Origin of the sequence: Candidatus Micrarchaeum sp., from assembly GCF_016806735.1 — an archaeon.
Classification (GTDB): Archaea; Micrarchaeota; Micrarchaeia; order Micrarchaeales; family Micrarchaeaceae; genus Micrarchaeum_A; species Micrarchaeum_A acidiphilum_A.
On sequence record NZ_CP060530.1, the window covers coordinates 33,695 to 59,542 of the forward strand.

At 45.6% G+C, this 25,848-nt stretch carries 28 protein-coding genes and 1 tRNA gene; 15 read left to right on the plus strand and 14 right to left on the minus strand.

The window, feature by feature from the left end; translation table 11 throughout:
• Position 1: 1 nt before the first annotated feature.
• Positions 2-1,081 carry a lysylphosphatidylglycerol synthase transmembrane domain-containing protein gene (locus Micr_RS00170; protein ID WP_203134656.1) on the plus strand — a complete coding sequence of 360 codons (1,080 nt, stop codon included), beginning with the start codon at positions 2-4 and terminating at the stop codon, positions 1,079-1,081.
• 8 nt (positions 1,082-1,089) lie between these two features.
• Here the strand turns inward: Micr_RS00170 and Micr_RS00175 are convergent, their stop codons facing one another.
• Entirely contained in the window at positions 1,090-1,449 is a 360-nt protein-coding gene (locus Micr_RS00175; protein WP_203134657.1) for an OB-fold nucleic acid binding domain-containing protein, read from the minus strand.
• A 135-nt stretch (positions 1,450-1,584) separates the two neighbouring features.
• Here Micr_RS00175 and Micr_RS00180 point away from each other — a divergent pair, with 135 nt between their 5' ends.
• Complete coding sequence (locus Micr_RS00180; RefSeq protein ID WP_203134658.1) at positions 1,585-2,364, plus strand: P-loop NTPase; 780 nt, start codon at positions 1,585-1,587, stop codon at positions 2,362-2,364.
• A gap of 41 nt (positions 2,365-2,405) precedes the next feature.
• The gene (gene amrS / locus Micr_RS00185) at positions 2,406-3,458 is read left to right on the plus strand and encodes an AmmeMemoRadiSam system radical SAM enzyme (RefSeq protein WP_203134659.1); all 1,053 of its coding nucleotides are present in this window, start codon (positions 2,406-2,408) and stop codon (positions 3,456-3,458) included.
• A 6-nt stretch (positions 3,459-3,464) separates the two neighbouring features.
• Here the strand turns inward: amrS and Micr_RS00190 are convergent, their stop codons facing one another.
• Positions 3,465-4,418, minus strand: coding sequence for a hypothetical protein (locus Micr_RS00190; RefSeq protein WP_203134660.1), 954 nt, complete (start codon positions 4,416-4,418; stop codon positions 3,465-3,467).
• Positions 4,419-4,531: 113 nt separating this feature from the next.
• Here Micr_RS00190 and Micr_RS00195 point away from each other — a divergent pair, with 113 nt between their 5' ends.
• The 3 genes from Micr_RS00195 (at position 4,532) to Micr_RS00205 (ending at position 6,183) form a co-directional block, all read left to right on the plus strand.
• A complete protein-coding gene (locus Micr_RS00195; protein ID WP_226803558.1) occupies positions 4,532-4,927 on the plus strand; it encodes a vitamin K epoxide reductase family protein in 396 nt (131 codons plus the stop codon).
• An 8-nt stretch (positions 4,928-4,935) separates the two neighbouring features.
• Positions 4,936-6,078 (plus strand): HD domain-containing protein, encoded by a 1,143-nt coding sequence (locus tag Micr_RS00200; RefSeq protein ID WP_203134662.1) that lies wholly within the window; start codon positions 4,936-4,938, stop codon positions 6,076-6,078.
• A gap of 31 nt (positions 6,079-6,109) precedes the next feature.
• Positions 6,110-6,183, plus strand: a tRNA-Lys gene (locus Micr_RS00205).
• 6 nt (positions 6,184-6,189) lie between these two features.
• On the opposite strand, the gene Micr_RS00210 is transcribed toward Micr_RS00205, so the two are convergent.
• The 6 genes from Micr_RS00210 to Micr_RS00235 form a co-directional block, all read right to left on the minus strand.
• Entirely contained in the window at positions 6,190-6,636 is a 447-nt protein-coding gene (locus tag Micr_RS00210) for a hypothetical protein (protein WP_203134663.1), read from the minus strand.
• 85 nt (positions 6,637-6,721) lie between these two features.
• A complete protein-coding gene (endA, locus tag Micr_RS00215) occupies positions 6,722-7,894 on the minus strand; it encodes a tRNA-intron lyase (protein ID WP_203134664.1) in 1,173 nt (390 codons plus the stop codon).
• Between the two features lie 2 nt (positions 7,895-7,896).
• On the minus strand, positions 7,897-8,658 hold the full coding sequence (dph5, locus tag Micr_RS00220; protein WP_203134665.1) for a diphthine synthase: 762 nt from the start codon (positions 8,656-8,658) through the stop codon (positions 7,897-7,899).
• A 7-nt stretch (positions 8,659-8,665) separates the two neighbouring features.
• Positions 8,666-11,419: a DEAD/DEAH box helicase gene (locus Micr_RS00225; protein ID WP_203134666.1), complete on the minus strand. Its 2,754-nt coding sequence runs from the start codon at positions 11,417-11,419 to the stop codon at positions 8,666-8,668.
• A gap of 7 nt (positions 11,420-11,426) precedes the next feature.
• The gene (locus Micr_RS00230) at positions 11,427-13,412 is read right to left on the minus strand and encodes a hypothetical protein (protein ID WP_203134667.1); all 1,986 of its coding nucleotides are present in this window, start codon (positions 13,410-13,412) and stop codon (positions 11,427-11,429) included.
• Entirely contained in the window at positions 13,399-14,148 is a 750-nt protein-coding gene (locus tag Micr_RS00235) for a D-aminoacyl-tRNA deacylase (protein ID WP_203134668.1), read from the minus strand. Before Micr_RS00235 ends, Micr_RS00230 begins: the two co-directional genes overlap by 14 nt.
• Positions 14,149-14,204: 56 nt before the next feature.
• On the opposite strand from Micr_RS00235, the gene Micr_RS00240 reads away from it, so the two are divergent.
• The 8 genes from Micr_RS00240 (at position 14,205) to Micr_RS00275 (ending at position 19,557) form a co-directional block, all read left to right on the plus strand.
• Positions 14,205-14,507: an RNHCP domain-containing protein gene (locus Micr_RS00240; protein ID WP_203134669.1), complete on the plus strand. Its 303-nt coding sequence runs from the start codon at positions 14,205-14,207 to the stop codon at positions 14,505-14,507.
• Positions 14,508-14,569: 62 nt separating this feature from the next.
• Positions 14,570-14,929 carry an NADH-quinone oxidoreductase subunit A gene (locus Micr_RS00245; RefSeq protein ID WP_203134670.1) on the plus strand — a complete coding sequence of 120 codons (360 nt, stop codon included), beginning with the start codon at positions 14,570-14,572 and terminating at the stop codon, positions 14,927-14,929.
• A gap of 97 nt (positions 14,930-15,026) precedes the next feature.
• On the plus strand, positions 15,027-15,545 hold the full coding sequence (locus tag Micr_RS00250; RefSeq protein ID WP_203135110.1) for an NADH-quinone oxidoreductase subunit B: 519 nt from the start codon (positions 15,027-15,029) through the stop codon (positions 15,543-15,545).
• Positions 15,484-15,855: an NADH-quinone oxidoreductase subunit C gene (locus Micr_RS00255; RefSeq protein WP_203134671.1), complete on the plus strand. Its 372-nt coding sequence runs from the start codon at positions 15,484-15,486 to the stop codon at positions 15,853-15,855. The genes Micr_RS00250 and Micr_RS00255 overlap by 62 nt, the downstream gene beginning before the upstream one ends.
• Complete coding sequence (locus tag Micr_RS00260) at positions 15,852-16,949, plus strand: NADH-quinone oxidoreductase subunit D (protein WP_203134672.1); 1,098 nt, start codon at positions 15,852-15,854, stop codon at positions 16,947-16,949. Before Micr_RS00255 ends, Micr_RS00260 begins: the two co-directional genes overlap by 4 nt.
• 81 nt (positions 16,950-17,030) lie before the next feature.
• A complete protein-coding gene (locus Micr_RS00265) occupies positions 17,031-17,372 on the plus strand; it encodes a prefoldin subunit (RefSeq protein WP_203134673.1) in 342 nt (113 codons plus the stop codon).
• Positions 17,373-17,380: 8 nt separating this feature from the next.
• Complete coding sequence (locus Micr_RS00270; protein WP_203134674.1) at positions 17,381-18,352, plus strand: DHH family phosphoesterase; 972 nt, start codon at positions 17,381-17,383, stop codon at positions 18,350-18,352.
• The gene (locus Micr_RS00275; protein ID WP_203134675.1) at positions 18,349-19,557 is read left to right on the plus strand and encodes a DNA repair exonuclease; all 1,209 of its coding nucleotides are present in this window, start codon (positions 18,349-18,351) and stop codon (positions 19,555-19,557) included. Before Micr_RS00270 ends, Micr_RS00275 begins: the two co-directional genes overlap by 4 nt.
• On the opposite strand, the gene Micr_RS00280 is transcribed toward Micr_RS00275, so the two are convergent.
• The 6 genes from Micr_RS00280 to thsB all read right to left on the minus strand — a co-directional run bounded on the left by Micr_RS00280 (position 19,558) and on the right by thsB (position 23,641).
• Complete coding sequence (locus Micr_RS00280; protein ID WP_203134676.1) at positions 19,558-19,797, minus strand: 50S ribosomal protein L14e; 240 nt, start codon at positions 19,795-19,797, stop codon at positions 19,558-19,560.
• Between the two features lie 64 nt (positions 19,798-19,861).
• Entirely contained in the window at positions 19,862-20,377 is a 516-nt protein-coding gene (locus Micr_RS00285) for an AAA family ATPase (RefSeq protein WP_203134677.1), read from the minus strand.
• Between the two features lie 4 nt (positions 20,378-20,381).
• Positions 20,382-20,699, minus strand: coding sequence for a 50S ribosomal protein L34e (gene rpl34e / locus Micr_RS00290; protein WP_203134678.1), 318 nt, complete (start codon positions 20,697-20,699; stop codon positions 20,382-20,384).
• A gap of 56 nt (positions 20,700-20,755) precedes the next feature.
• Positions 20,756-21,280, minus strand: a complete 525-nt coding sequence (locus Micr_RS00295; protein WP_203134679.1) for an EMC3/TMCO1 family protein — start codon at positions 21,278-21,280, stop codon at positions 20,756-20,758.
• A complete protein-coding gene (locus Micr_RS00300) occupies positions 21,261-21,872 on the minus strand; it encodes an AAA family ATPase (protein WP_203134680.1) in 612 nt (203 codons plus the stop codon). Before Micr_RS00300 ends, Micr_RS00295 begins: the two co-directional genes overlap by 20 nt.
• A gap of 119 nt (positions 21,873-21,991) precedes the next feature.
• Complete coding sequence (gene thsB / locus Micr_RS00305; protein WP_203134681.1) at positions 21,992-23,641, minus strand: thermosome subunit beta; 1,650 nt, start codon at positions 23,639-23,641, stop codon at positions 21,992-21,994.
• 299 nt (positions 23,642-23,940) lie between these two features.
• Here thsB and Micr_RS00310 point away from each other — a divergent pair, with 299 nt between their 5' ends.
• Positions 23,941-25,845: a DNA gyrase/topoisomerase IV subunit B gene (locus Micr_RS00310; RefSeq protein ID WP_203134682.1), complete on the plus strand. Its 1,905-nt coding sequence runs from the start codon at positions 23,941-23,943 to the stop codon at positions 25,843-25,845.
• Positions 25,846-25,848 lie beyond the last annotated feature (3 nt).

The following is a 25,848-nucleotide window of genomic DNA, read 5'->3' on the forward strand; positions in this document are numbered from 1 at the left end:
GATGGCTAGCAAAAAGAAGAAAAGCTCCATTTGGTATACTATAACAAATGTCAACGAGCTCAACAAGGAGGAGTACCTCAAGCTCATAAAGCGCGTTTCCCTTTTTGTCGGACTCGGGTTTGTTGCAAGCTTTATCGTTTTCTTCGTCATAGCCTTGCTTGGAGGCATAGGAAATGTCATAAAAACGATGGAGAACGCAAATCCGTTCTATTACTTTCTTGCTTTCGCTGCGGTATTCGCAGGATACCTCCTCAGGTTCATCAAATGGCTTTATTACACAAAACAGCTCAAGCTCAAGGTTCCGCTCAAAAAGAATTTCATAGTATACCTTTCGCAGTATTCAATGAACATAACGCCCGGGAAGCTTGGCAGGGTGCTTGTTGCTTATACGCTGAGCAGGATAACAAACATAAAAGCGTCCAACATACTGCCAGTAGTGACAATAGACATATTTACGGATTTTCTAGGGGTTGGAATATTGGCACTGGTTTCTGCGATATACTTCGACCAGTTCGTAATCTACGTTCTCATAATAGACATGGTGCTGATGCTGCCATATCTTTTCATACTGAACGACTGGTTCTACAATTTCATGAAAAAGATGTTCAAGAAAAGAAGATTCATAGAAACATTCACACTCTATGGTGACGAGTATTTTGCTTCTCAGAGCGTTCTTAACACACCGAAGACATACTTAGTCTCGCTTGTAGTAACCATACCTGCTGCATTTCTGAACGCTATGGCCCTGTTCTTTGCGCTGCTCTCCATAGGGCTGGCCCCTCACGTTGTTGCAAGTGCATTCATAGAGTCCTCCAGCAACGTTTTCGGCATGATAACTGGCATACCCGGGAACATAGGAGTTACTGACGGATCCCTGGTTGCACTGATAGGAACCATTTTCAAGACCACTTTTGCGACTTCGTCTGCATTGACGATAATGACAAGGTTTGCAACGCTGTGGTTCGGCGTTCTGCTTGGCGGAGCTACTCTTCTCTACAGCTTCAGATATTGGACTGAAAACCTGTCAAAAAGAACAAGAAGAGGTGCAAAGCGCACCAAAAAGAGAGTCAGAAAAGAATGAGGGAACGCTTACGCGTCCAAGTCTTCCGGCTCGTCCAGGGCGTCGTCAAGGGATTCTTCTTCATCCTTGCCGCTTGATCCGCCTAGAACCTGTATCTTTCCGAACTTGCCAGTTGAAAGCTGCGGCGTGCCGCGGAATTCGTTGACATAGCAGTTTGAAAGCTCTACCTTGTCTCCTACTTTGACAGAGTTTATATCATTGCCCCAGAGGGACATGTTTATCGTTCCGCTGTCATCCTTGAGCGTTATGTTTGCAACCATTAGCCTCTTGCCAAACTTATTGACAACCTCCCTAGGTTCTTCCTTTTGTACTATTGTGGCTGTAATGTTAACGTTTCCTGTGCCTGCCTTTAGATCGCTTATCTTCATTAGAACACCTGAGTTTATGTTTATTTTTATAAAAAGCTTATTTAACCTTTGCCCCTAGTGCCGCTATTGTAGCGGGTTCCCTTTTTGGCTCAGATAAGCTATAAAAAAGGCTTCCAGCATAAATACTGCGATAAAATGGCAGAAGAACAAGCCCAGCATGTGCACCCCTCTTTTGCAGGGGTAATAAGGCAGAAGGAAGAGGTAAAGGCCAAGCTTGCAGGCATAAAGAACAAGATAGGAGTTTACAGCGCCAAAGGTGGTGTCGGAAAGACCACTGTGGCTGTGAACCTTGCGATTGCACTTGCAAAAATGGGAAAAAGCGTAGGGCTGCTTGACGCTGACATAGACTGCCCAAACGTGCCAATGTTCATGGGAATAGAGGACCGCATGGACATAAGCCATTTCCCGCTAAAGCCGCTTGAGAGGCAGGGCATAAAGGTGGCTTCCACGGCAATGATAGTGGATGATGCAAAAAAGCCGATAATATGGAGGGGGGCCCTTATAGCTAAAATGCTCGGCGACTTTTTCGAGAACACAGACTGGGGACAGCTCGACTATTTGATAATAGACCTGCCTCCAGGAACATCAGATGCGCCGCTTTCGATAATGCAGCTTCTTGACATGAAGGGTTTCGTGCTAGTTACCACTCCTGCAAGGATAGCCGCAGTGAATTCCGTACGCTCAGGGCTCATGGCCAAAAGGCTGGGAAAAGCAGTCCTGGGCGTTGTGGAAAACATGTCGGAGGGAACGACAGAGCAGGCAGAGTATGTAGCCAAGGCGCTGGATACTGAAGTAATAGGAAAGATAAGCCTCAACAAAAGGATATCCAAGCTTGAGGATGAGGGAAAGATACCGGTTTTGGAGGACGAAACGGTATTCGAAGAGTTTAAAGCCATAGCCGAGCGCATAGCCTGAAAGAAATAAGTATTTCTGCTGACATTATATATTAGAGTATTATGCTTAAGGACGCAGTTCTGTGGGAAGCCGCTGGCAGCAAGGTCAGGTGCAATGCCTGCTCAAGGAGGTGCTTGATTCCTGAAGGAGGGCACGGCTTCTGCTATATAAGGAAGAACATAGGCGGCAAGCTTTTCCTTGCGAATTATGGAGTGCTTGACGCGATACAGATAGACCCAATAGAGAAGAAACCATTCAACCACTTCATGCCAGGCACAACTGTTTTGGGAGTGGGGACATCGTCATGCAATTTCGGATGCCTTTTCTGCCAGAACCACAACATATCGAAAGAGAAGGATATAGAGGGAACGTACTTGGGGCCTGAGGAACTGGTCGATATGGCAGTGCGCAACGGCGCTGACGGAATAGCATTCACTTACAACGAGCCCACAATATTCATAGAATATGCTCTCGACGTTGCAAAAATCGCGCATAAGGCAGGGCTGTATACCGTATTCGTAAGCAACGGCTACATGACCAAAGAGGCCGTAGAATTGATGAAAGGCAGCATAGATGCTGTTGTCGTAGATTTTAAGGGAAATGGGGAAAGGGTATTTGCCAATAAGTATATGGCGCTCTATTCTCCGGAACCGATAAAAGAGGCCCTGATAGCGCTGAAAAACTCAGGAATCCACGTGGAGATAACGGATCTGGTGATACCTGAAGTAGGGGATGATGAGAATGCCTGCACCGAGCTATGTTCGTGGATTGCCTCAAATCTTGGAAACGATGTTCCAGTGCATTTTACCAGATTTCATCCGGACTACAAAATGGATTACCTAAGCAGCACGCCCCTCTCAACTTTGGAAAAACACTATGAAATAGCGAAGAAGGCAGGATTGAAATACGTTTATATAGGCAACGTGCCGGGGAACTCAAGGGAAAGCACTTTCTGCCCTTCATGCGGCCGTATGGTAATAGAAAGGCTTGGTTTCGACATACTGGACAACAGATTGTCCAAGGGAAACGAATGCCCTTACTGCGGAGAAAAAATAAAGATCACAGGCAGAACGCCGAAAAGAATAAGGCACGGAAACATAAGAAGCATTTATTGAACGTTTTTATTGATAGGTGTATCCTAGCTTTATCGCCTTCCTTACAGAAAGCTTGTATGATACTGCCCCTATTATTACTACCACAGCTATCACTATGAAAAATCCTATGCCTAAATCATGCAGATTGTGGATCTTAAGCGGGGTTATAATCCCGTATTGGAGTATGTTTGGAAATATTTCGACCAATATTCCTGCCACAAAGAATGTTATTCCGCCGTACAGCAGCACGTCAGAGCTTATGCTTCTTGCAAGGAAAGCTATTCCCTTCTTCGTAAGTTTCTTTACCTTGGTTATCCATTTCCCGAACGCTGCTCCAAATATTATTTGCATTGTCATAGTCCCAAGGCCGAAAAGAGCTCCAGGAACCCATCCCAGCCATGGGCTCGGCATGGAAGGTGAAAGGACAGTGTATATTATAAGAGCGAAAGCGCCGAAGCCGAAACCAGCTATTAAGCCGTGAAGGAACGCCATCTTCGATGGAACCTTCTTTAGGCCTATGCCTTCATCGTCAGAAGTCAGCGGGTTCTTTTTGTGCTCGAATTCTAGTTCCTGATCGTGGCTTTTTGGCTTGTGTAGATGGACCATGACACCCAACTTTTCCTCAAGCCAGTGCCAGTGAAGATACACACCCTTCTCTTTTATGTAGAGCCCGGCAAGCAGCATTGCCAGGCCGACAAACATGTAGGTTATTCCGAAGATCAAAGAGGTAGTAAGGATTCCCACAAGAGCGAAATATGCAAGCTCGGAAACGAGAGCGCGCTGCAGCGTGAATCCGGAAGAGAATATCATACCCGCTTTCATTCCCTCCTTGCTGCTATAGCTTCCAACGGCATACGAAAAAGTTATTGGCCACGTATGCTCGTCAGGGGTTATCCCGTGGATTATGCCCAATAGGTATGAGAGTATTATCGCAGTTATAAAACCCACATTAGTAGGGTTGAAAAGGTTAAGGTTAATCATGCTCTCATTTATAAAGGTTAAAGTAAAACCTGAAATAGTTTTATTATGCTTCATTTTATTAATACTTTCCTGCATTTACAATTTACAGCGGTGATAGTATAAAGCTTAGTGTATTGGTATTTCTTATATTTGCATTTGTGGCTCTCGTAGATAGCGCTTACCTCAGCGTAGAGCATTTTTACCCAGGTGTGCTTGCATGTCCAAACACTGGAATAATAGATTGTGCCACTGTTCTTACTAGCGGCTATTCTAGCGTTTTTGGGGTACCGCTGGCATTGTTGGGGCTTATATGGTCTGTTGTGCTGCTTTTCATATTTGCCAAAAGAAATGCCGCGAGCGAGTTCTTGGCTCCGATATGGTACATGGTAGGAATCCTTGCGGTTGTATATTCCTTCAGCGCACAGTACCTGATAGGCAAGATATGTATATATTGCACGACACTCGATATATCCATAATAGTGCTGGTATCTATTGGAGTATTTGCCTTGAAATTGCACGAGAGAAAATAGGTTGTTTTATGCCTGAAAAACGCAAAAAGCACTTTTATATAAGGGATCCCGTTTCCGGAGATTTGCAGATTGACGATGCAGTTGCAAGAATAATAGAGGCTCCGGAATTCCAAAGGCTCAGGTATGTCAAACAGCTGGGATTTTCTTACCTTGTATTTCCAGGTGCGCACCACACCAGGTTTGAACATTCCCTGGGAACATGGAACGTGACCAAAGACATTTCCTCAAGGGTCTTGGGTTCGGAAGACAGGGAGCTTTGCGTGGCAGGACTGCTGCACGATATAGGCCATATGCCGTTGTCACACGAATCGGAAAGGCCGCTCTACCCGTACATAAGGATAATGCATGAAGAGGTTGGAAAACGTATACTGGAGAAGAGTAGTATACTCGATAATGTAAAGGATTACGGAATGTCAAAAAAGAAGATATTAAGGTATTTTGACGGGATAGGCAAGGGCAAGATAGTTACCGGGCCGTTGGGGAGCGACAGGGTTGATTACCTGATACGCGACGCCTATTACACAGGAGTGGCTTATGGGATGATAGATTATTACAGGATAAGGAATCTGCTTACGCTTTACATGGATGAGCCCGCGGCCTATGCGAGCGGCGTTGACGCTGTCGAATCGTTTTTCATAGCAAGGTATTATATGTATTCTTCAGTATATCTGCACCACGCAGTTCTCACGGCAAATGCGATGTACAGGAAGGCACTGAGGATTGCTTTGGAATCTGGGGATTTGGATCCATACGCTTTTATGTACCACAACGACCAGGAGGCAATGACAGAACTGAAGGATATTGAGGGCTCATCCTCGCTCATAGAAAGGGTTATTGATAGGAAACTGTTCAAAAGGGCTTACTACAATCCAAACTTGCATAGCGACATCACCGAAGAAGAGCTTGGAGAGATAGCACAAAAGGCAGGGCTTGACGAAAGCGAATACATTGCGGAGATACACCACTTGAAGGGCAACGAGGACAGAATAAAAGTATTATCAAAGGACAAGAAGGAGATAGGCAACCTTAATGACATTTCAGACATATTCAAAATATTGACAGAGGTGTTGCAGAAGCGCAAGATTGCAATAGTGGCATGCGACCAGAAGCATTCCAAGAAGCTCGGAGCAATGATAGAAAAAGCTTTATAATATGCAAACAAAAAGAGGATGCGTTATTTGTGGGCCCATAGCTCAGTTTGGTAGAGCGGCTGGCTCTTAACCAGTAGGTCGAGGGTCCAAATCCCTCTGGGCCCGCTCTCATTATTGCACGCCTTTGCTAAGGCGCATCGTCGGATCCTCCTTGGCCATTATGGTAAATTTTGGACCTAGGGCATCTGACCCGCTAGTTATTACTATTTTGCTAGGGATAAGGAACAGCCTTGGGTCTATGCTTTCCCTTTCCTCCTTAAGCATATATGTTATCTCACTGCCGTATGATTTTGAATTAAACATTTCGAGCATTGATATTGGGTTTTTTACTATGTATGGGCCCAACTGGATGTTGTTTCTTTCTATGTTGGTTTCAACCCTGAATATTTTTCCGAACATTCGTTCGTCAGAACAGAATCCAACTTTGATCCCGCTTACGAATCCCCTATTAGCATATATGGGAATCTCTGCCATACTTCTGTCAAGCTTTCTTAGAAGCGATTTTACCGAAGAGCCATCCTCGGAAAGATAGAATTCAACCTTTTCATCTATGTCCATTTTTATCTGGACCGCACTTTTTATGTACGTGGTCGTCCAATCACAGATTACTAATGAACGGCAGATATAAAAATTTTTTGTACTGCTATGGCTGCATCCAGTCTATCTCGTAATATTCGTATTCACTGGTGGGCAGCTCTATTTTTTTCACGCGGTAATAGGTAACAGCAGTTTCCCTGTCGGCTATCGCTATTATCAGCTCCATGTGTTCGCTGTTGGCCTCATTTATCATGGCTGAAAGCTCGCTTCCGCCTATATATTCGTTCTCTCCAAGCGAAAGCATGCCGAAGTGCGGTGCGTCTTTCCCAGGAATCTCTATTCCGTCGTGCTTTCTGTGGTAGAGTATAAAGTCCATGTTCACCTTTTTCTGCCTTGTTTTTCCAGGTATTCCGAGTATGAAGGTTTTCTTCACAGAATGCGCTACCCTTATGACCCTTGCCCATTCCGATGTCAAAAGTTTCGAATCCCTTGGAAATACATGCAGCACGTGCTTTGAATGGATCCATGAAGGATCGTCCTTTATGGGCTTTGCACCGGGAAAATAGACCCTGAAATGCGTGCCGAACTTGAATCCGGATTTTATTACATAGCCTTTGGATCTCCAATCCTTGTAGACTTCGTAGAGCTTTTGGGCATCCGGCCTGACTTTGGAAGCTATCTTCAGTATTTCATTGAACGGATATCCTTCTATCTTTAGAGATCCGAATTCGACCAGAAATAGGGTTTCGTAGAGGTCGAACTTGTTCAGGGTTCCATGATTGCTTAGCTTGTATGTTCCATACTGGCCGAACCAATACTGTTCGTATATCTGCTTTCCCATCTCGGGATCGTCTACAACCGAAGTAAGATCGTCCTCAAAGAATACGCCGTTCATTGAGTATTTTGATATGTTTATCGAAGAAGAAGGATATCTCTTAATCTGCATTTGTGCGTTCTTCGTGGCAACATGCTCTTCCTTAGGGCTTCTGATCATTAAACCTCGGTCACGCCAATCTTTGTACGTGAAGTACCTGGCCATGAACTTCTTGTTTTTTGAAAAATATGATGCAAGACCGTTAAAAGTTATCTCGTCACCAGAATCTGACGATTTGCATACTGCCTTCCTGACGTCCAATACATAAAGAGCCTCTTCTGGGGCTAGCTTTAGCGTTCCGTTGGACATGGTGCCTATGTTCCCAGACCTTAGCGTATCTATTGTAGACTGGTCCTTGCAGTATATTGCCTTTTTGTGCTTGTCGTAAACTATTTCCAATGCCAAATTTACACCATGCTTATCTGTTTGATATATTCTGTTTCTATTTCACTGAGCTTTGCCGGCATTATGAGGGTGGCCATCCTATAATCCGCATCCGTTTTGATATCAGCAATTTTTTTGAATACGATTTTCTGCTTTTCTGTGCCAACGTCGCACAGCGCCATTATTTCCCTGTCTTTGGCGAAGACGCCAAGCTTGTAATGCTCCTCGGCCTTTGACATTATTGCTATTGCTTCCTCAATCCTTATAGACATACCCTTTTCATTATCGTAGTCAAGCAGTATCATGCTGTGCCTGTTCCCGGAAATGTTTGCCGATACTGTTTCATAGAAAGAAACGGGCTTGTAGTGTTCGGACCATCTCGGTACGGTGCATGTGGGACCAAACCTGTAGAAGTCCAGTCCGCTCTCTGCTATGGCCACTGAAAATATGCTTGTCGAATGTATCACTTTGAATGCCAAACCCTGTTTTCCTGCTTCCACCAATATAGTCTTGTGTGTTGTGGCGAGCATCGGATCCCCGTTAGTTATTATCGAAACGTTCCTTAACTTCGCTTCTGAGATTATTTTAGATACTCCCTCCTCGAGCTCGCTCCTGCCCGCGCGCTGTATCTCCCTTTTTGAGATTGAACTGATAAATTTTAGTTTTTTTGGATCCACGAATGCAGTGTATCCGTCAAGAATTATTATTTCGGAATTCTTTATTGCCTCGATTCCGGCTTGCGTTATGTCGCGTTCCCCTATGCCAAGCCCTATTAGATAAAGCATATTACCACTATATTGACCAATATTTTTTATTCTTTATGAATTGCTTCTGCGCTTCTATTAAATCTATATAGAATAGTTTGTCCTCACGCCTCAACATCAGAAGCGCCCTTGCCGCGGCGCGAGGGCCTACCCCATATGTTGCTAGGGCAGCAGCTGCTTTCCATCCATATGCAGAGAACAAATCCGCTTCGGACATCGCTTCGTTGAGCCTTTTCTTTTCTGATCTTTCAAGCTTTATACCTTTCTTCCTTTTGTCAACTATTGATTTGAGATCGTCTTTGTATACTGCGATCATCGGGCTCGAGCAGTTTGGGCATACTATTTTTTGCTTTTCCTTGAGGTCGGATATCTTTTCGGTAAAATAGAAACCGCAGTATGTGCACAGCAGCTTTATGCTTTTTGAAGTAGTGTATTCTACGAAGGAATTGAGAAGCTCGTTGCTGGGCGTTAACGGCATTATGAGCTCCTTGGTGTAATATGCGGAATCCATTATGGCTTTCGTCATTTTTGTTATTGTGTCTACTTCAAAGAGCCTGGGCCGCAGTTCATTTTTTCTAAGCAACTTCAGGAATGAAGAGAGGCCTTCGATATCAAAGTAGTTTTGCATCAGCTCCCTCCTTGCCTCTTTGTATACCGGGCTATCCTTGAAAATTGATATAAGCCTGCGCGTAAGGGATTTCGAAACCTTGGCTTCCCTATCTATTATTCCGAACATTTTCGCCACGTAGACAAAATGATAGGAAAAAATTTCTGATTTTTCCAGAAATTCGTCTATCGTTTCGGCTATAGAATCTGGATTTATAGATCTCAAAAGATCTTCGATCTCCACTTTCTGATTTAGCTCTATAAAAATCATGTACGGGGATGAACGTATGTTTATGCTCCTGCCGAAGCGTATGCTAAGCAGATGGCCTATTATCCTAGAAAGGGCTTCGTTCCCGAGAGTCCCGAGAAAGGTGTAGACTGCCACGTATTCTGGGTGCTTCTCAATGACGAAAGACCTGTCGTTAAGCGAGTATTCCGAGCATTCGGTTGAAAATTCGTGTATCCTCTTTTCAGACGGTTCGTCGTTTACTTTGTATCTGCTTATTGAGGAGGGATTGCTTATTACTGAAGATACGCGTGCAGCCACTTCCCTGCTCACGGGTATGTCCTCGCCTGACCAGTCTGGGACAGCTCCTTCTATATCGGTTGAAGGCTCCGCATATATGATATCGTCCTCTATGCTTATAACCTTCCAGGGCAAGCCTTTAGTTATGAATATGATGCCCTCTTCTAGCTTGCCTGCCACAAACCTTTCGTCCAGGCTCGATATTATCTTGCTTGTTGCTATATTCTTTACCATGAAACGTTTTGTATCGGGTATGACGCTAAGGTGCTCATAATAGTACATCCTTGTAGACTTGCCTGCGCTTATTGTAGTGCCATCGAAGCCAAGCAGGCGCTGCTTGGACATGAAAGTCAGTAGATAGGATAATTCTTCCTTCTTTATTCCGCTATATATGTAAGACCTGTTTATAACCCCAAGAAGGGCTTCGAATCTGATGGTGCCCTTGTCCAATGCTATCCCGCATACCTGGTTGGCGAGGACGTCCAGGGAACCAAACTGGCACGAATAGTTTTCTATTAAGCTGTCTGCTGCGTTCATTGCCACTGCAGTCGATTCTATTGCGTCCATGATGCCGGTAGCAAGTATTTTGCCCACAGGCTTGCCATGTGACGTATGACCGCTCCTGCCAACGCGCTGTATCAGCCTCAGCGCCTGCCTTGGTGAGCCGTATTGTATGACCTTGTTTATTGTACCTATGTCTATGCCAAGCTCAAGCGAGCTAGTTGCCAGAAGGCCTTTTATCTCGCCGTTCTTGAAATCCAATTCCATCTTTATTCTCTCGGATTTCTCTATGGAACTATGGTGTACCCCTATGCCGCCGAAAGGCCTTATTTTCTGCATGTATGTCAGCCTGTTTCCTAGCGCTTCGACTATCTGCCTGGTGTTTGCGAATATCAAAGTAGAGGTCCCGGATTTTATCTCGTCGGATATTACCTCCAATCTTGCAGCGGATGCAGCATCTAGGCCAAATTTTTCCATTATGTCTTTGTTAGGGTGCTTTATCTTATCTGGAAATAGCACGTTTATTTCCGTCTGCTTTGATTCATCAGAGTTTATTACCTTGCACTGTCTCGAACCGCACAGAAATTTGGATATCGTTTCTGTATTTCCCACCGTAGCGCTTAGCCCTACACGTACGAATCCCGGCGAAAGCTCCTCGAGCCTTTCCAACGCAAGCGACAGCTGTGCACCTCGCTTGTTATAGTAGAGCTCGTGGATTTCATCTACAATCACATACTTCAGATTCTTCAGTGCAGGCCCGAGGTATTTGGTGGGCAGTATGCTTTGCAGTGTTTCTGGAGTGGTAATCATTATTGTAGGAGGCTTTCTTGTCTGCTTGGATTTTTCGCTGACGCTAGTGTCGCCGTGCCTTACGCCCATCGATACGCCGAATTCCGCACATATGCCTTCCAGCCTAAGAAGCATGTCTCTGTTGAGAGCTCGCAGGGGCGTTATGTAAAGCAAGGTTATTCCGGCGGCGTGATTTTTGACAATGTCGTTAAGAATAGGAAGAAATGCAGACTCTGTCTTTCCTGAACCGGTTGGCGCAACTATAAGTGCGTTGGATTTGCTTTCTATTACGGGAAATGCCAGCTTCTGTATCTTTGTGAACGACTCGTGACTTTTTAGAAAATAAGAATATACATCCATTTTGTTCTTACCTTTTTTTCCTGCGCTTGAACTGCAGATAAAACCAGAAGGATGCAATAGCAATTGTTACGATTATTATTGCTATTATTATTGCTGGCGTTACCATCTCAACCTTAACGCCATTCGAATAAGATGAGGCAAACTTTTCAGTGAAGCCGGAATATATTATCTCCCCGGTTACGTTGCCATATGGCACATCTGCAAATGCTGCGGAGCCGTTTTTGTTCAGAAATTTTTGCGAAACAGTCCCATTTTGGAAGCGCGCTCTTACAGTGCCGCTTATTGGGGCACCGAAGATGTTACGTGCATATACCGTAACGTTGTACACCGGCAGTAGTATGTCTATATCCCCTGGAGCCAAAACATCTACTGAACTGTTTATTGGAGTGACATTCACTCCGCCGATATCAAAAGGGCCGATTTTATTATCGCCTTCCAGCATGAATAAGGTAAGGTTTCTGTATGGTTTGCCGTTGAAATAAAACAATGACGGTTTGAGACTATCTCCGTTTACGGATTTTGGAGCTATGGTTTCTTTAAAAGCCGTATCAAATATTGCAGTCAGATTGTAGCTTTTCGTGGCATTTATTTTTATTGTGCTGTTATCATATATATTGTCCCATGAAATGAATATCTTTTCGGTTGTTGCATTTATCTGCTGTGAAGTTTTAGACAATGACAGATATGCTGTCGTATTTGAATCATACCAGCCGGAACCGGTTACGTTGCCATATGGCGTTGTGCCACTTATCAGATATTGCTTTTCCCACAGTGCTTCTATATTCGTCGGGCTTGTTACGGAAATGTGAATTTCTGGTTCGGCGCTTATATTGCCAAAACCATAAAAATGGTATCGTGATCCTGGTCCTGTGCTAACGTTCAGAGGCGATATGCTTATTGTTGCAATAGTCCCATTAGGATACCAGCCGGAACCGGTTACGTTGCCGAAACTGCTTGAAACATTTGCCAGGTATTGAGTTTGCCATAATGCCGTTTCGGTGATGTTGGATGATATTTTTATTTGGGTGCTGTTCGAAACGCCAGTATATGATCCTATCCCGGAGCCCTTCCAACCTATGAAGCGCTCTCTTGTGTTGTTGCTTAAATAGATATATTCTGGTTCTGTGAGATTGAAATTGGCATATGGCGAATACTGTGCATTGCCCCTATATCCATAATCAGAATTCACTTTAAGATAGTAACCGTATGACCATAATGTAGTAAAATTCACGGGTGTTGGAAGGCCCGAACCCACTTCGAATACATTTACGTACGGAGCGACTTCTTTAACGCCATAGCCATTCCTGAGGTTTTGCAGGCTTCCGGTCCCATAGCCTATATACGAATAGCCCGTGGAAACTTTTTCAGGAATACCATTTTTGTATACCGTTAGGTTGGAAAATGTTACGGGTTTCATGTAAGTATCATTATTGTTGGAGTTTGCATATTCTCCGAATACTGTGGGAACATTCTGCCCGGAGTTTGATGTGCCTAAGTCAACGGAGCCTATCAGTGCGGTGTTTAGGTATATGTTCCACTCGCCATTTGCGTATTTGAACGAGTATGTGTTAAAAGTTCCATTTGGCCCGACGCTGTCGTTTGTCCCTACAGAGCCGTAGAAGCTATTTGAATTATCTCCGGCAGGAAAATATTCCCAGAACCATGAGGGTTGGCCCTTTTTAACTATGACCTTTCCAGTGCATGCAGCGTTAGGAGAACAGCCAGTAGGGTAATATCCGGTTTGGTTGGGAATTTCGTATCCTACTTGTATGAAGGCGCCGTTGTTAAGTATCTCTCCTACCCAGAAACCGAAGGAACCATATTGGAGCTGCTGCGGGTATACCGTTTCTATGCTTACTGATGCGCCATTATTGAAAGAATAATTTTGGGATGACCTTACCCCGCTTTGAAACCAGTACTGCGCGTTTGCTGTTCCAAGTAGCAGCAATAACGAAAGCAGCACTATGGACAAAGAGATCTCAAACCCTCTCATAATCAATACCTATTTCGTTCAATTTTTTAAGTATTGGCTCTCTTTCCTTTGCTGAAAGACTTTTCCATTCTATAACTGCAACGTCCGGCCTTGGATTCGACATTTCAAACGCTTGATTTAGCATCCCGGTCTCGTTTGCGTAGTATCTTGGCATTATGTGCGCAAAGGCATAACCTTTTTCAAGTGCCAGCTTGGTAAACTTAGATGCATAATGGTTTCCACCTATGCCGATGACTATCCTATTGGAGCCGTTGCCCATATCCAACGAATTTATTATCGATTTCGCAAGAAGCTCTGCCATCCCAGGACTATTAACTACTTCGGCATTACCACCGACCTCTGCAAAAAATGATTTTTTGTATGTATTGGGACCGTGATGCGTTGCCTCATATGTGACTTCCACACCATTAACGTTTATCTTTGACATTTGTATCAGCGTGTTAAGCATTTCTATTGGAGAGGCCATGCTAAGCACGTTTGGGATTCCCCCAAGCTCTGCTTTGGACGACCAGTTGCCTTCAGAATGGACTGTGAACGAGCCTATGCTCTTGCTGCTCGAATGCTTGCTCATAAATATAGCAGGTTCTGATACAGATCCTGGCAGAGCAGCGTTTACCAATTCTGTTTGAACTTTTACCACTTTGAACGGCATTTCCTGATTTTTGTATTCTTGCTCTATATAAGCATAGGAATTTCTTGAGACAGGGTCGATATCGTTATATATTATTGAAACCATAATTTACACAGATAGTAATAACAGATTCGTTTATTTAGCGTTTTTGATATGATTACATGGGAAAGAAATTTGCAAGGAACATAGAAGATTTCACATGCTATAATTGCGGCTTTGAGGTAAAGGGCAACGGCTATACGGACCACTGCCCGAAATGCCTGTATGGATTGCACGTAGACATAAAACCAGGAGATAGGGAATGCAAATGCCATGGAAAAATGGAGCCGGTTAGCTCAATATCAGACAGATACGGAACATTTACCATAAGTTATGTCTGTCTCAAATGCGGGATGAAAAAAAGAGTAAAAGCCTCGCCTGATGATTCCGTCGAGGCCTTGGAGGCTTTTAGTTCCAAGCGCTAGAGTTTTTACGGCAAGCAAAACATATTTAGCATTGGCAACATAAGTTATACCAGGTAGATGTAATGCTTTACAACTACATCGCATTGGTTCTTTTTGCCCTTCTCGGCATATTTATACCTGTATCATTCTTAATGACTGCCAAGATATTGGGCAGGAGGTATAAGCCAAACGATGTAAAGGATGCGCCCTATGAAAGCGGAGAAAAGACAGTGGGAAACAGCAGGGACATAGACAGCGAATACTTTCCCTTCATAATGCTTTTCCTGCCGTTCGAAGTCATAGCAATTCTGGTATTGGTATGGTCGTACGCTTCCGGAATAATGAGCAGATATTCCGGGCTTTATATGGTTCTTTTGCTCGTTTTTGCGACGATTTTCTCAGTGATAGGGTATAAGGTAATAGGCGATGGTAGTGGAGAATGATGCACCGTATAACGAGCAGGAATTCGAAAATGCAGAACAGGAGATGAACGAGCTCCTGCAGAATAGCTTGAAAGGGAAAGAGGTCCCGATAAACGCAATGTTTTTGAAACTGGGCGATTTCATAAAGGCTCGTGCGTCCGGGTTGGTGAAGTGGAGCATGGAAAAATCGCTTTGGCCTTTGCAGTTCGGCCTGGCTTGCTGTGCAATGGAGCTTATGGATTTTGGCGCTGCCAGGATAGATGCAGAAAGGAAAGGTTACCTGCTTTTCAGGGGAACGCCAAGACAGTGCGACGTTATGATAGTTGCCGGCTGGGTAACCAAATCGATGGTCCCCAGGGTAAAAAGACTTTATGAGCAAATGTCGGAACCCAGGTATGTTATAGCGTATGGAGAATGCGCAACTTCTGGAGGACCGTGGTGGGAAAGCTATAATATAATAAAAGGAATAGATCAGGTTTTGCCGGTAGACGTTTACGCCATAGGGTGCCCGCCTAAACCGGAGAATCTTTTTGGGGCACTTATGCGCCTTCAAGACAAAATAGGTGGAAAAATTGATGGAGATACAGAAAGAAGCATTACTGACAACCCTAGAAGATATGAAAAAAGAGGGGTTTAATTACCTAAAAGGAATAACTGCGGTCGATTACAAAGACCACTTAGAGGTAGTGTATATACTGTATAATACGGAACAAAAAAAGCAAGAGATTCTAGGCGTAAACCTTAAGGACGACGAATCCATACACACCGTTATAATGCTTTACAAATCAGCGGACTGGCTGGAAAGAGAATTGTCTGAGATGTTTGGCATAAAGATAATCGGAAGGGATGCGCCCCGGCTTCTTTTGGAGAAGTGGAACGGGAGTGAGGCGCCGTTGAGAAAAAGCTTCGCTTGGGGGAATGAAGATTACAAGAGGCAGCAGCAATGAGCATAATGAGGATAAATGTGGGGCCAATACATCCGAGCACGCACGGAGTGCTGAGGCTTGTTGTGGACGTAGATGGAGACACTGTAGTAGACGTCAACACGCACATCGGATTTTTGCACAGGGGCGTAGAAAAGCTGATGGAAACCAGAATGTATATGCAAAATCCCTCTTATACAGAAAAAATGGATTATGTTGCTCCGCTGGCATGGGACGATCTTTACGTCCACGCAGTAGAAATTGCACAAGGAAAGGAAGTAAAGGAGGCAGCACAATATGCGAGAGTCATTCTTGATGAATTTCAGCGTATAGCAAGCCATTTGCTGTGGCTAGGAACTTGGTGCAATGACCTAGGCCAAATGTTCACCCTATTCATGTGGACATTCAGGGAGAGGGCAGAGATAATAAAGTTCCTCGAGGACATATCCGGAAGCAGGATGTTTTACGTGAATATACGGGTCGGAGGGCTCTGGAAGCCGCTTCCGAAAGATTTTAAGGAAAGAGCTTACAGGCTCACCGATTATATAGAAGAGCACATAAGCCAGTACCCTGAAGTGCTCGACAAGAACCCTGTTTTCAGCGAAAGGACCAAGGGCATAGGAAAGCTGAAGCTTGAGGATGCAATAAATATGGGAGCTGCTGGGCCCACGTTGCGAGCGTCGGGGCTTGAATACGACGTAAGAAAAGCGATGCCATACTATATATATGACAAAATCAAGTTCAACGTGCCGACAAGAAGCGAGGGAGACGCTTATGCCAGATATAAGGTAAGATTCGAGGAGATGAGGCAGAGCATATCAATAATAAGGCAGGCGCTGGACAACTTTCCTTCGAACGAAGACGTAGTGGGAATGCCAATAAAGCTCATAGGGCCGCAAGCCAACCCTGAACCGGTGCTGCTAAGCCATGAATTGCCCAGGGGAGAAGGCATAATATACATGATTCCGGACAAGCAGAAACCGTACAGGATATACATGAGATCACCGACATACATGAACCTATCGTTGCTATCACATCTGGCCAAGGGCCACAAGTTTGCAGATATATTCTCAATATTGGGGAGCCTGGATGTAATAATGGCCGAAATCGACAAATAGCCGGATTGGGATTACAAAATCATAAAAGCTTTATTTTCTATATTTCAATGAAAATCGCGATTTATAATGCAAGTGGTCACAATGGAAGAAAATAATTTGGAGAAGCTGACACTGGATTACCAAAAAGTCGAAGAGCAGCTTCAGGCCCTTTCTATGCAGAGGGAACAGTTTACCGCGCAGAAGGACGAGCTTAGCCATGCAAAAGAACAGATAGAAGGCTCATCCGGAAAGATATACTCCTCGGTTGGCGGGGCGATAGTGGAAGCCACCAAGGAAGCCGCACTTGAGGACATAAACGAAAAGAGCGAGCTGACCGACATGCGCCTTACAATGCTGAAGAAGCAGATAGACGAGCTGAAAAAGCGGGAGCAGGAGCTCAGGGAAAAAGTAATGTCGATGGTTAACGGCCAGAAGGGCAAATGAGCGGTTGCGTGAAGCTTGAGGAACTTGTCGAATTTCTTAAAAGAAATGCGGACAAAAGGACAATGGTAACATTCCATTCCATAGGGGATATGGACTGCGTATCGTCTGCTTTCGGGATTACGAAGATCCTGAAAAATTCGTCGATAAGAGCGCCGGACTTTATATCGTCCAATGCCCGCTTCGCCATCGAGCAGGCAGGCATAGCCATGCCAGAAATAAGCGATGGGTTTGACGACAGCGCAGAGATTATAGTGCTTGTTGACGTAAACAATTTTGAAGACTGCGGACATTTTGAAAAAAGGCTTGAGGAATCTTCAGCGCATATAGTCGTGATAGATCACCACGCTTCCCCGGAAGCAGGGAAAGCTTTGGTATTCAACGACGAAAGTTATAATTCCACTGCAAGTATAGTTTATGAACTGCTCAAAAGTTTCGGAATGCGTCCGGACAGACCCACTTCGGAGATTCTGGCCATGGGAATATATTCAGATTCCGCAGAGTTTAGGAACGCGACGGCCAAGAGCTTCGTGCAGATAGGCGAATTGCTTGAAATTTCTGGGCTTGGATTTCAGCAACTGCTTGAGAAATTTTCGAAGATAGCACCGGCGGAGGCCAGGGAGAGGACAATGGACGAGCTGTTCGATTCCAAGACCGTGATTATCGGAAACAGGCTTTTTGTAAGCGGCGCCACATCAGTCCATGCGGCAATAGCAGCAGACGATGCCATAAAGATAGGAGCTGACATAGCCCTTTTTTATTCGGAATCGGAAAATGAAATATCGTTCTCTGCAAGGTGCAGGCCTACTCTGGATACCGAGATGAATATGCATCTGGGCAGGATAATGAGGGCAATTTCGGGAACCATAGAAGGCACCGGCGGAGGCCATCCTTGCGCCGCGGGGGCTTATGGGCCAAAAAAGGAGGGAAGGGACGCGTTCATAAAGGCTTTTCATGATAAGGTATTCGGGGAGCAAAAATGAAGATAGCAGTAGTTTCAGACATGCACATAGGCTATGAGCGTTTTTATGATGACGCTTATGAACAGGCGCGCGAAGCACTAGCCAAAGCTGCCGAAATGGCTGATGTAATAGTGCTTCCTGGAGACATATTCGACAAAAGGGCCCCGAAACCAGAGGTCATCGCGCAGGCATTGAGCCTGTTCAGGGAGCTCAACGGCATCGAATGGAAAACGAAGGTGGAATGGTTCAAGGGACAAGGCAGAGCCTTTTCTTCTGCACCGATAGTCGCCATATCTGGAACGCACGAGAGGACGGCTGCAGGAAAGGAAAATCCTCTGGGCCTGCTCGCGCTTGCCGGGCTTCTTATAGACGCAAGCGAATCGCAGGTGTTGCTGGAGAAAGACGGCGAACGCGTGGCTGTTTACGGGCTCGGAGGCTTGTCCGAAGAAAGAGTAGTGGAAAAGTTGAAAGAGCTTGATCCTAAGCCGGTGGATGGTGCCTTCAACATTTTCATGCTGCACCAGTCCATATACGAGATACTGCCGTTCGACAACTCTTTCATGCACTATGATGATCTGCCAAAAGGATTTGATCTGTACTTGTGCGGCCACATACACAGCAGGGTAAAATCAACAGTGCACGGAAAGCTTTTCCTTATACCTGGAAGCACTGTCCTGACACAGCTCAAGGAAGGGGAGCAGGAAAAGAAGGGATTCATACTTTTCGACACGCAGAAATACAGCTATGAATTTGTTGAGATAGAAAGCAGGCCGTTCATTGTTAAAAGGCTGGAATTCAAAAACGCCTCGATTGCAGAGATAAGGAAAAAATGCGACGAAGCCATAGCCGAATGCGTTGAGAGAAGCAAGAAAAAGCCGATAGTGAAGCTCTACCTCGAAGGCACATTTGAGCTTGGAGGCTCCAGCGAGCTGGGCCTAAGGGCCCTGATAATGAAGCATGCAGGAGATGCAATTTTGGAGATGGATACCTCAGGGCTTAAGGAGCCCGAGATAGAAAAAAGCATAGAGGGAATAAGGGAAAACAGCATAGACAGCATAGGGATAAAGGATATAGGGATGCAGCTGCTAAGGAGCAGGCTGAAAGAATTGGGCTTCAAGGACGCAATCAACGTCGGAGAGCTCTTCGAGATCCTTTCGGATCAGAAAACTTCGAAAAAGGAAAAGATAATAGAAAACGCATTGAAGTTCCTGGAAGAGGAACCCTGATTATTTGTGTTTCGGTGCCTGCGCTGAAATCCCGAGTATCTTGTTTACCTGATCCTTGTTCTTCGGGTCAACAGTCTCGTTTATGAATTCCAGATGTTTTGTGTTGCATTTGCGCTCCTTCTGGCGCTTAGAGGTTACTATGTTCACATAGCCATCCTTGCCTACTGAAGTTATTACAGCCATGCTGCCCGCGTCCCTTCCGAATTTCTTTATGCATACTCTGCCTGGTTCAACCAACATTTGTATCACTTTGTAATCGATATTGCTTGTATTTGCCACTTAACCCTTTTAATTGTTAGCACAACTACTTTTCGCTTGCCTTCGCGGCCAAGCATATTATTTCCGCGCATTCCTGCGGAGGTATCTTTCCCGTATTTATGACCATGTCGAATATGGACCTGTCATTCAGGTCTATCCCATATATGCGCTTTATGCTTTTTATCTCGCTCTGGTCTTTTTCTAGTACCAGCTTTTCGGCTTCAGATAGGTCAATATTGTACGTTTTTGCCCATCTGGCGGAGCGTATTTTTATATCGGCATAAAGCCATACCCTGAGCGTCGCATCTTCGACGAACCACGGGGCCAGCCAGGTGCTTAGGACGCACGAGCCCGAAGCTGCGGCCTGCTTTTTAATTTCTTCGTCGAAAGCCTTCACGAATTCGTCAGATGCGTTGTCGGTGAACTTCGCGACTTCCAGCTCGTTCTCCACATATTCCTTGTAGGATTTGTGTATGTGCGCTATTCCGAGCTTTTGTGAAACCAGATCAGCCGCAGTGGTCTTTCCGCTGGAGGTAAAACCTGATATGCATACTTTGATCATAGCGTCAGTGGGCGACAAGCTGCAGAACGTAGGACCTTTGCCTTATTCCTATGTCGTTGAGCTTCATGTCTCCCTGCTCTACCCTGCTCCTGAGCTTAACCACTTCTGCAGTGCATGAAGCGCATAGAACGCCTCCGAAGAGCCTGCTGTTGGTCCTCCTTGTCTTTGGGCCTTTTTGAGATATGCCGTTGAGCTCCTGGCCGCATATCGCGCAGTGGGGCATCATGTCCTTTCCGCGCTTGTAGTGGGTTACCGTTCTCTTAGAGTTTGTTACCCTTTGTACCTTTTTGAAACTATGAGACCTGTGCATGGGCTTTGGCAAATTAAACACCTTTTAAGCAACTTAATAGAGTAAAGGAAATTTTATTGAAAAACTATTTATGTGTTTGTACCTGATTCCGCTGCTTCGGCGGCGGCTATTGCCTGCCGCTCCAGCTTCGTTTTCTTTCTGTCGTATATCATTATTATTATAGAGGTAGCTATTCCCAAAATGAAAACGCAGGCGAAGAAAACCCCCAGATAATTGAGCTTCATCGAGCCGAGGAAAAGCACATATTCGTTGGCTATTGAGTGGAATGTGGTTGGAAGAACAAGGTAATAAAGCAGGAAGAATACCGGAAGTATGACCAGCATTGGCTTTATGGATGTCTTCATGTTCTCGCTCATTAGTGGCATGAGCTCGCTCTGCTTCTTGGCAATCTCCTCCTTCGGCGCATTCGACTTTACGAGCTGATTCAGCTCTTTTGACAGTGCATTCATGCGCTGCTGGAGCTCCCTCATCTTCTTTGGATTCCCTACTTTGCGCTGCGCAAACGTAGAGAAAGCCACATAGGCTATGCCTATGGCTATAATTATTATTACTGTGCCCATGGGCATCAGCGCGTTAAGAGTTACTGCGGTCATGATATTCGCTATTTTCGGTTATGTCCTTTATGAAGCTCTTGAAATCCGCTTTTGCGTCCTCGAGCTTGCCTTCCTTGTTGTGCAGTATGTAAACGGGTATATCGTATGTCGATCCGTAAAGCGTCACTACGGAGAGATTGAGATGGCGTTGAAGGTTCAATATCTCCTCGTCGTCGTTTTCTCTTTTCCTTACTGTGTCTGTCAAGCGGCGCTTTATAAGCTCCTCGGGACTGGCGTCGACATATATTATGCCGCGTATGTTTCCCATATACTGCAGATCATTTATTGGCAGTCCAAATATAAATTTATTTCCTTTTTCTACAGTGGCATGTGTATCGACTATCACTGTTCCTTTCATTTTTGCTATCCTGCCGAATGCCGCCTTTCTGAGCTCCCTTATCTTCTCTGTAGGTAGATACCTAAGCCTGTCCCTAGGTATGTTTTGCGATTTTACCTCTTCGGCCATCAGCGTGCCTATGTTTACGACTTCGAAGTTCTGGATTTCGGCGTTGACGCTGTTTATAAGGGTTGTTTTCCCTGCTCCCGGAGAACCAAGAACGAGTATTATTATGTTTTCGGGATTATGTTCCATCGGATGCACATTTGTGTTTCGGGTTTCGGATTTAAAATGTTTTGCGTGGAGGTCAACACAAGCTTAAAAAAGAAAAATAAAAGGCACGGGCTCATAGCCCGTTACCTATCAAGTGCCGTTTATTCCATGGGTGGCATTCCCGGTGCTCCGCCCTGGCCTCCTGGAGATCTTCCCCTGGAGCTGATTATGTCGTCTATCCTTAGGATCATCTCAGCGGCCTCGCTCGCACTGTATATGGATTGCACTTTCATCTTTTCCGGCTCGAACACTCCCGCCTTGGTCATGTCGCCTATCGCGTTCCTGTATACGTCCACGCCGTATATCTTGCCATCCTTCGCCTTGTGCTTGCTCCTGAGCTGCACCAGCGTGTCTATGGCATCTATTCCGGCGCTTTCCGCAAGTGTTTTCGGTATGCCTTCAAGCGCATCTGCGAATTTCTGTATCGCAAGCTGCTCGCGACCTCCTACCTGGCCAGAATAGTTTCTGAGCTCATCAGCAATGTCTATTTCTATGCTGCCGCCGCCGATGACGTATCTCCCATCATTTTCGATAGTGGCTGATACCGCACCTATTACGTCGTTGAGCGAGCGCTCCGCTTCGTCTATTACCTGCTGCGTGCCTCCCCTTACGAATATCGTTACGCTCTTCGGGTCCTTGCACTTTTCGACGAAGACCATCTGTTCTCCGGCTATCTTGCGCTCCTCGACTATTCCTGCATGGCCCAAATCCTCCGAGTTTAGGTCGTCCAGGCTTGTTATTATCTTGGCGCCTGTTGCCTTCGAAAGCTTCTCTATGTCGCTCTTCTTGACCCTCCTTACGGCCATTATTCCCGCCTTGGCTAGGTAGTGCTGCGCCATGTCGTCTATTCCCTTCTGCGTTACGACAAAGTTTGCGCCGCTCTTCTTGACCTTTTCGACCATTTCCTTGAGCATGCGTTCCTCCTGCTGCAGGTATGACTGTATCTGGTCTGGCGACGTTATTTCTATCTTGGCATCGGTTTCTGTCTTCTCAATCTCCAGAGCCACGTCAAGAAGCGCTATCTTTGCGTTCGTGAGCGACTTAGGCATTCCCGGGTGTGCCACTTCCTTGTCTATCAACACGCCGTTTATCAATGCAGTGTCTGCTATGCTGCCTCCGGCTTTCTTCTCTACTTTTATGAAGTCGTGATCTATGCGGTATTTGCCGTCCTGGGTCTTTTCCATAACCTGCTTCACAGCTTTTATTACCAGCTTTGATATCTGGGCCTTTGTGCTGTCGTCGCCTATATTCTTTGAGCCCATGGATACCATTGCGATTTTCTGCAGCGTCTGCTCGTCGCTTATTTCCACACTCTTTGAGTACTTGGAAAGTATTTCGGCAGCTTTGCCCGCGGCCATTTTGTAGCCCTTTATTATTATCGTCGGATGTATTCCCTGCTCCAGAAGGTCTTCCGCACCCTTGAGCAATCCGCCTGCTGTTATTATCACGCTAGTAGTTCCGTCTCCGACCTCCCTGTCCTGCGTCTTTGCGACGTCGACCAGTATCTTTGCCACTGGGTGCTCGACGTTCATTTCCTCGAGTATTGTGGCGCCGTCGTTCGTTATTACTATGTCTCCGAGATCGCTTACCAGCATCTTGTCCATCCCTTTTGGACCCAGAGTCGTTTTTACGGCGTTTGCAACTGCAACCGCAACTGCAATGTTCGTCCTTTGCGCGTCCCTGCCCAAAAGCCTGGATGCTCCTTCCGGGAGCAGCAATACCTGCTGTCCGCCCATATTGTTTTCTGCCATGTTATCACTTTGTTTTTAGTATTATTTCTAGCTATTTTGCACTTGATTTCCGGACCTTTGCGATACAAACAGTTGTCCAAAAACATTTTGCATATATATGTATTCGTATATTATCACGATTAAGTATTTATAGTTTATGCATGTTGGGCATGCAAAGCGCCGCACGTGCGGATTGTGCCGATTTTGCCGGAAAAGTCGACTTTACCAAAAGGGTTTTAAATATAAAATCCCAATAGATATCGTAATATTTTGCCAGTGCAAACACTCACGACCTGTGCTTGATATTTACAGTTGATTTAATGCCAGAGGATGACTACGGAGCGAAGGACATAGTGGTATTGAGCGGAACAATGGGCATAAGAAAAAGGCCGGCCATGTATATAGGTTCCACCGGGGCTCAGGGCTACAACCACCTCCTTTTCGAGATAATAGACAACGCCGTCGACGAGGCTTTGGCAGGATACTGCAGGAATATAACAATAAAGCTCGAGCAGGACAGCGACGGATATGACATAGCGGAAGTCAGCGACGACGGAAGAGGCATTCCCGTAGACATAATGCCGAAGGAGAACAAGCCCGCTCTTGAGGTCATTATGACATCCATACACGCAGGGGCGAAGTTTGACAACAAGGCCTACAAGGTTTCTGGAGGGCTGCACGGCGTTGGGCTTACCGTAGTCAACGCGCTTTCCGAGCGCACGGACGTTACGGTTAAGCGCAACGGAAACGCATACAGGGAAAGCTTTAGCAGGGGCACGCCAATATCAGGGCTTGAAACCATAGGCAAGACCACCGAATCAGGAACTATAGTGAGGTTCAAGCCCGACAAGCAGATATTTTCTGTCAACAAGTTTGACGTGACTGCCATATCGGAAAGGTTGCGCGATACGGCATACCTTAGCTCAGGCATAAGGATAAAGCTTACCGACGAAAGATTTGAGAAGGCAGAGACATTCGAATTCCATTCCGAGAACGGCATCGGCGATTTCATTGCTTACTTATCGGAAGGAAAGAACGCCATAACAAAACCGTTCATACTCAAGAAGGAAGAGGGCGAAGTCAAAATAGAAGTAGCAATAGAGTACACGCAGGGCTATGGGGAAGACCTTTACTCCTTCGTGAACAGGATAAAGACCCCTGAGGGAGGCACGCACGTTATAGGGTTCCGCTCCGGGCTGTCCAGGGCCATAAGCGCTTACATACAGAAAAACCTCAAGAAGCAGCCGGCGCAGATAGAAGGAGAGGATATGCGCGAAGGGCTTATCGCAATAGTTTCTGTCCTAATGCCAAACCCTGAATTCGAAGGGCAGACCAAGGAGAAGCTCGGCAATTCTTACATAAAAAGCTTATTTGAAAGCACGATATACGCCAAATTTTCAGAGTTTTTGGAGGAAAACCCTTCCGAAGCAATGAAGATAGTGAACAAGGTGGTGAGCGCAGCAGAAGCAAGGGAAGCTGCAAGAAGAGCCAGGGAGCTCGCAAGGAAGAAAAACGCCTTTGAGGGAACCGTGCTGCCGGGAAAACTGGCAGACTGCACAGAAACGGATCCGGAAAAGTCCGAGATATTCATAGTTGAGGGCGACAGCGCCGCGGGATCCAGCAAGCAGGGTAGGGACAGGTTTTACCAGGCGATACTGCCGCTTAGGGGAAAAATACTCAATGTCGAAAAGGCAAGCGAGGACAGGATATTCAACAATGCCGAGCTTCATTCGCTGGTAACGGCTCTGGGTACTGGCATAAAGGAAGGCTTCCAGCCTGACAAGCTCAGGTATGGCAAGATAATATTCCTTACCGACGCAGACGTTGACGGAAGCCACATAAAGACGCTTCTGCTTACGTTCTTCTACAAATATATGAAGCCCCTGATAGAGAGAGGGCACGTGTTTGCAGCACAGCCGCCTTTGTACAGGGTAAGCATAGGCAAAGAGGTCCTGTACGCCTATAGCGATGCGGAGCTCAACGCCATTATGAAGGAGCACAACGGCAAGGGTGCACTGCAGAGGTACAAGGGATTGGGAGAGATGAACCCGGAGCAGCTTTGGGAAACTACCATGAACCCAAAGAACAGGATACTTAAAAAGATAACGATAAAGGATGCCGAGCTGGCAAACTCCATTTTCGACATACTAATGGGAATGGACGTTGAAAAGAGGAGGAACTTCCTCGAAGAGCACTCCACCGAGGTGTCCTTCCTCGACGTGTGATAT

Coding starts and splice junctions, on each gene's coding strand:
- Micr_RS00265 (WP_203134673.1), top strand. CDS start 17,031: ATGGAAGAAAATAATTTGGAGAAGCTGACACTGGATTACCAAAAAGTC.
- Micr_RS00190 (WP_203134660.1), bottom strand. CDS start 4,418: ATGATTAACCTTAACCTTTTCAACCCTACTAATGTGGGTTTTATAACT.
- Micr_RS00250 (WP_203135110.1), top strand. CDS start 15,027: ATGTTTTTGAAACTGGGCGATTTCATAAAGGCTCGTGCGTCCGGGTTG.
- Micr_RS00295 (WP_203134679.1), bottom strand. CDS start 21,280: ATGACCGCAGTAACTCTTAACGCGCTGATGCCCATGGGCACAGTAATA.
- Micr_RS00255 (WP_203134671.1), top strand. CDS start 15,484: ATGGAGATACAGAAAGAAGCATTACTGACAACCCTAGAAGATATGAAA.
- Micr_RS00260 (WP_203134672.1), top strand. CDS start 15,852: ATGAGCATAATGAGGATAAATGTGGGGCCAATACATCCGAGCACGCAC.
- Micr_RS00230 (WP_203134667.1), bottom strand. CDS start 13,412: ATGAGAGGGTTTGAGATCTCTTTGTCCATAGTGCTGCTTTCGTTATTG.
- Micr_RS00175 (WP_203134657.1), bottom strand. CDS start 1,449: ATGAAGATAAGCGATCTAAAGGCAGGCACAGGAAACGTTAACATTACA.
- amrS (WP_203134659.1), top strand. CDS start 2,406: ATGCTTAAGGACGCAGTTCTGTGGGAAGCCGCTGGCAGCAAGGTCAGG.
- Micr_RS00170 (WP_203134656.1), top strand. CDS start 2: ATGGCTAGCAAAAAGAAGAAAAGCTCCATTTGGTATACTATAACAAAT.
- Micr_RS00285 (WP_203134677.1), bottom strand. CDS start 20,377: ATGATCAAAGTATGCATATCAGGTTTTACCTCCAGCGGAAAGACCACT.
- Micr_RS00235 (WP_203134668.1), bottom strand. CDS start 14,148: ATGGTTTCAATAATATATAACGATATCGACCCTGTCTCAAGAAATTCC.
- Micr_RS00240 (WP_203134669.1), top strand. CDS start 14,205: ATGGGAAAGAAATTTGCAAGGAACATAGAAGATTTCACATGCTATAAT.
- Micr_RS00310 (WP_203134682.1), top strand. CDS start 23,941: ATGCCAGAGGATGACTACGGAGCGAAGGACATAGTGGTATTGAGCGGA.
- Micr_RS00225 (WP_203134666.1), bottom strand. CDS start 11,419: ATGGATGTATATTCTTATTTTCTAAAAAGTCACGAGTCGTTCACAAAG.
- Micr_RS00280 (WP_203134676.1), bottom strand. CDS start 19,797: ATGTTGGTTGAACCAGGCAGAGTATGCATAAAGAAATTCGGAAGGGAC.
- thsB (WP_203134681.1), bottom strand. CDS start 23,641: ATGGCAGAAAACAATATGGGCGGACAGCAGGTATTGCTGCTCCCGGAA.
- Micr_RS00210 (WP_203134663.1), bottom strand. CDS start 6,636: ATGGACATAGATGAAAAGGTTGAATTCTATCTTTCCGAGGATGGCTCT.
- Micr_RS00180 (WP_203134658.1), top strand. CDS start 1,585: ATGGCAGAAGAACAAGCCCAGCATGTGCACCCCTCTTTTGCAGGGGTA.
- Micr_RS00200 (WP_203134662.1), top strand. CDS start 4,936: ATGCCTGAAAAACGCAAAAAGCACTTTTATATAAGGGATCCCGTTTCC.
- dph5 (WP_203134665.1), bottom strand. CDS start 8,658: ATGCTTTATCTAATAGGGCTTGGCATAGGGGAACGCGACATAACGCAA.
- Micr_RS00275 (WP_203134675.1), top strand. CDS start 18,349: ATGAAGATAGCAGTAGTTTCAGACATGCACATAGGCTATGAGCGTTTT.
- Micr_RS00245 (WP_203134670.1), top strand. CDS start 14,570: ATGCTTTACAACTACATCGCATTGGTTCTTTTTGCCCTTCTCGGCATA.
- Micr_RS00300 (WP_203134680.1), bottom strand. CDS start 21,872: ATGGAACATAATCCCGAAAACATAATAATACTCGTTCTTGGTTCTCCG.